Consider the following 5,364-nt stretch of genomic DNA (forward strand, 5'->3'; position numbering starts at 1 on the left):
ATTCGGTTTCAGAACACTCAGTAGACCCGGCTTCAAACTGCGGCTGAACATCGCCAGAGTTGGCACCAGGTCATCGGGATTGGCGGTGGGCCCCAGCAACCCGCTGTCCTGTGATAACACAGAGGGCAGCCGCCGGAGTCCAGTGGCACCTTCAGCCAATGTGTCTTTTTCAGTCCAGCGTTCGACGGTGATTTCACCGTCACTCATACGACGCGCTTTCAGCTTGTCAGAGTGGTCGGCCAGTGACCAGGTGACCGGATCTGTTTCTGAGACCAGGCCAACCCATAGGCGCCCCCAGATATCGACTCTCAAAAGACCGTCACGGGCAGTCACTGCCGAGGTTTTTGTTGTTTTCAGGATTTCTTTCAGGTATTGGGTTACAAGTCCGTTGTCGTCAATGCCTGAGCCAACCAGGTTAATGGTTTTAACCGGTGTATCAGCGGTCAATTCATTGATTTTTTTTGACAGTGCTAACGCGGTTTGGCCACTCAGGGTAAATTCCCCGTTCCCTGAGTCACCCAGACCTACTATATGAATTCGGCTTTTACTGTCCAGAAATCTGCCAATATCGGCATTGTTGACCTTTGCGCCTGTCTCTCCATCTGACCAGGCATCGTTATTCTTGACCAGCCTACGGATTGAACGATAACTACCTCCCGCCAGCTGACCATTGTTGTGTTTGCGAAACAGATAACGGCTGGCCCTGGCAATCGGGCTATCATCACCAGGCTCCATCTGGATAACCAATTGTTGGCTGTATTGGCTTCTGCTCTGTGGATCGGTGTTGGTATTGACTGCGATATCGTTTTGATGCTTCCGGACAGCCAGTGCCCGGCTGGAAATCGTATAGTATTCGCGGGAAGACAATTCAGGAATATCCAGCGAATCTCTATGGCTTCTAGTCCAACCCATTGCACTATTGCTTTGCTCCAGTGCATCATCACCACTCAGTATTTGATAGCCATCTGCAAATGTTGATATACCCCCGAGTCGATAATGAACCAATAACCGGGAAGCTATCTTATGCCAGGTGAAAAACGTTCTTGTATCCTGGATAGTTTTCCAATCTGTCACGTCGAACAACTTATATTGATCAATCGTCTGATAAGCGGCTAAAAGGTGGTTTTGGACCATCTGCATGGTCTTGCTGCCCTGTGATGCTGCAAAAAATAAACTTGGGGCTTTTTCCAATGGCAGGTATATCTCACTGGGAATGACTTTAACTTCTCCCAGTGGCTTAAATAGTTGCGACGGATCAGAGTTCGTCAGGCTCCGTTCAATATCGCCTTTAAACTCGGGGTATTTTTCACCGAACCAGACGAGATCATCTGAAACCTTCTGTTCTATTGCAGGATCCTGATCTTCGGGAAGGAATTCCCTGCCGAACCTTCGGATGACAAGCTCTGTCAGTGCCATCCGTATCCTATCCCAATCTGTTTTGATGAGGCCTGAATGGTCAATATCCTTGAAAAGATCCTCAATAATGGCAGGTGAAAAGTTCGTGTCAGAATAAACGCCACCGAGAGCGCCAATTACCCTGGCTTTTACCAGTGCAATGGCAGCAGGCAGGTGGCCACGCAACCCCAGCTCCCTGAGATAGTAACTTTCGGCCTCCTTACCCTTTTCCCCGAAGGCATCGCTCCAGACCTTATTAATGTCTTCGTAGGAAAACTTCGCCCCGGGATAAGAAGACGCTATCTTCTTTTTAAATCGCCGGTAGGCTGACATCATTTGGGCTTTTTTCTTATCAATATCCGATGATTTATAGTTGAGGTGGCCTACCAGAAAATTCTTCACCGCCAGATCAAATCCCCGGCCCTGTTCCATGTCTGACGCTATGGATTTCCAGGCCTGATCCTGCAGCTCCATGAATCCTCTCGTTAAATCCGATTCAAAATTAGACGGATCACCGGGACCAGATTGACGGGTCAATTGACTGGTCACTGCTTTTTTAAGGGCTTCAGAAAGCAGAGTGGCGAGCATTGCGTTTTGATCATACCAGAGGTTTATCTGCAAATCGGACTTTGAATTAGCTGCAATCCATAACCTGATAGTGTTCAGCTCTGCGACGGTTGGGCCGATGCTGACAAAATGCAGCTTTTCAGGGACTGGCCTAATGGCGCCATCTAACCAGCGACGAAAGTTTGTAGTCAGTTTCGCAAATTTTTCGCCGGCTTCCCCTTTCATCGGGTAACTCTCGTTGAGGGCGATGAGTTTTTCGTAGAACTTTACCGCTAAAGCATAAGTTGATGAAGAATTCACACGACGGTAGCCATCAAATATCTTAAAAGCCCTGAACAGATCTTCAAAACGTTCGTACAAGTCTGCATTTATGGCGCGTTGATATTGTAATAACGGCCAAAATTCCCTATAGAACGTGATAACGTCAGGAATCAGTTGATTCATTAATTCGAAGTCTGAACTTGCAACAGGAGCAGGAGCAGATTCAGAATCAGAACGGCGAACCCTGTGCCTCGTCGCCGGTCTGGTGAGTGCGGGATAGTGGTGCCAGAGGGAAGGTGGCAGAAGACCGCCATCTGCGGTCATTGTGCCAATGGCAGCCAGTTGCAGACGATAAGTGCCGTTCCTGTCAGGCTCTGCTGTCAGTTTCAGATGACGCCCCAGGGAGCCATATCCGGTCACTGCCAGAGGTACGGGTTTTCTACTGTCTGTCGCTGTCGTTTGATTAAACCTTACCTGCACCGGCAGGGTCTCTTTGAGTATCACCTGACGGGGGTTTACTACCGGTAACGGCAGTCTGTCCTGTCCGGGGTAGTACCGTGGCAAACCAAGCTCAGTACGAATCCTGTTTTTGGCCGCATTGGCATCTTCTTCTGGTGCCAGCCCAAGGGCCAGCCGTAATGCTTCCCCCAGCTGGTAAAAGAACGAAAGATGGCCTGCCAGCCACCCGGAGCCGTAGGGTAAGTCCCCCTCATCCGGATCAAAAGGGATAAGCGTGAAGGTGCCGTTATTGACTGTCTGGTTAACCGGAGCAAGATCATGGATGGTGTCATTTTCCGCACTATGACGAATGGGCTGGTAGGTCAGCGGGCCTGACTGACTGGCAGTGGACGCGCCATTGCGACCTGGGATAATCAAACTGACATATTCCCCGGGGATCGTCCTGTTGCGCTCATCGGGGGGTATTTTCAGTAAACCTTGGTCGTGTATATCGCCAAGGGTGTCAGGTCTTATCGGGGTTGTTACGTTGCCCGACAGCATCCGTAACCCTTCGGTATTGTTCAACCGGTGTCTGAACAGGTCGCTGGCATCCACCAGTTGCCGCAGGTCACTGGCGAGGGTCTGATGACTGGAACTGGCCAGATAGTCCGATGTCAGATAAACCCCAATCCAGTCACCCAGAGCCTTGAGGGTAAGGAATCTGCCCCGAACGCTGCTGGTGGCATTGTTGCTGGTAGAATTGTTTAAGAGCGGCGCCTGCTCCGGCTCGAACAGACCATCGTATTCATCCTGTTGTGCCTCGTCATTTTTTTTTAGTTGCTGAAGGTTTGCCAGGAACGGGTTGTCGGGGTCTCTGGCAGTCAGCCAGTCCAGACTGGCATCAAGTGCCCTGCGGAAAAACCATTGTTCACTGCGCAGCGGCTGTTCGCCATAAACTGTGACAATGGCCTCGAGCAAATCCGCCATTTCCCCGGCTGTGTGGTTAGTCTCAGCTAACGCCTGCCAGTCTCCCATAACGCTGGCAAGTGCTGGCGCCAGCCCGTCACCTTGATAAAGTTCCCGGACGGCATCAACAAAGTCTTCCGCTGTGCCACCTCGTTTCCTGAGATCATGGCGTTGGCCTGACACCAGTCGCTGGTAGAGATCGCCGGACTCTTGTGGCCATTGCCGGGCCTGGTAGCGTTCATCAAGCCCATAATGCGGTTGCAGTGCTTTCAGCCTGTTGTCAGTGATTCCCCAGAGCTGTTCAATACCGGCCACAGCCACGGCATTGTCGGTCAGGGTTTTTCGCCATGCAGGTACCAACAGGGATGACAGTCCGTGTCCAAGAGCCTCGTCAGAGTGCCGGGAAAGATCAGCGGCCCCCAGACGAATCAGTGGCTGACTGTCGTTTGTGAAGGTTGCGTCACTGTCAATAAACAATCGGTCGGACTCTGCCTTGATAAGAGGGACCTTGTTATCCGGGCCACCCGGATCACTGGCAATCTGCAGTCCGTGAAGAAAAGTCAGCAATTGCCGGTTAAAACCACCGTATAGAAACAGTCCTGCCAATTTCTTGAGGTCAAAAACCAGCCGCTGGAGCGTTTGTGCCGGATCCTTGTAACCGAGTGAATGGTAGCTTTCCACATCAAGGGTGATGTCGGCCAGTCGCAGTGGCGGAGCGGCGTCGCCCTGGGGGTATACCCTGATGCCTATTTCTGTTCCGTTAACCCGGGTGCGGTAACCATCGCCAAAAGCAGGACAGGCTATTGTCTCGTCGATGCGCAAAAGAGGCGCTACGGGTGTGAAAGCAAAAAAACTGTCAGGCACTGGTCTGGTAACATTGCCTGTTGGAGGGATCTCCTCGCTTTTGAGCCAGGCAAGTGTTTGACCAAGATCGTTTTTAGAATGCCAGTGTCTGGCTTGCAGTTGGGCACTTAGAGGAGTTGGCGGCTTCCCAGGATTTTTTGGGGCATTGAACAGATCAGGAAGCAAAGACTCCAGCCAATAGAGTGAAACCGGTGATACTTTCTGATTCAACCATTTGGCAGCCAGGGTTTCAGAGATAAAGTCGAGCTGTGTTTGAGTGGCTATAGCGGAAACCACGTCATCAGTCTGGCTGATGGGAGACGGGATTAAACCGCCACCATTTTCTGTGGAACCATTCTGACGTGCCTGAAATTCTGACCAGAAGTTATTGGGATCACAGGCCTCATAAACGACCATTGCTATATTGTTTAGCAACTTGGCAACGAGCCGGTCAGTTCCAAGAGCATCGGCTATACCGGCAGCTTTGCCCGAAGCCTGGGGCAATAATGACGGATTGATGATCGATTGCCCGATTAACAATGTCACGCCATCGTCGTCATAATAGATATTCTGCCCCGGCAAATCAGGGTCAGACAGGATAATACTGATATTCCGATGCATGTAGTGAGGAAAAAAACCGGACTGCTCGATTAACCAGAAGGCTCGGTCAATGGCTGTCCTGACAGTAAGAATGTGTTCTGGTGTGGCAAAGACCGACTCCGGGTTGGCCGGGTTCGCCGACAGTCTGATGGTAAAACTATCGGTATGAACAGTGGCCGAGTAAAACCAGTCATCTCCGGTATCAATCCACTGTCGCTTATAAGTAGGATTGAGAGGGACTGTGTCGGTCAGATTTGCAGACATAAGAGAAGATCTCCGCAACTAACAGGTCGT

The 5,364-nt window shown here is 50.8% G+C and carries 1 protein-coding gene (only partly in view); it reads right to left on the bottom strand.

The window, feature by feature from the left end:
• Positions 1-5,334 carry the 5' portion of a TcdA/TcdB catalytic glycosyltransferase domain-containing protein gene (locus tag ACOMG9_RS08610; RefSeq protein WP_494530087.1) on the bottom strand. Its footprint begins 23,037 nt before the window's first position, so the window shows 5,334 of its 28,371 coding nt (coding positions 1-5,334); the start codon lies at positions 5,332-5,334; the stop codon falls past the left edge of the window.
• Between the last annotated feature and the right edge of the window lie 30 nt (positions 5,335-5,364).

The organism is Endozoicomonas sp. PH6C, from assembly GCF_059322965.1.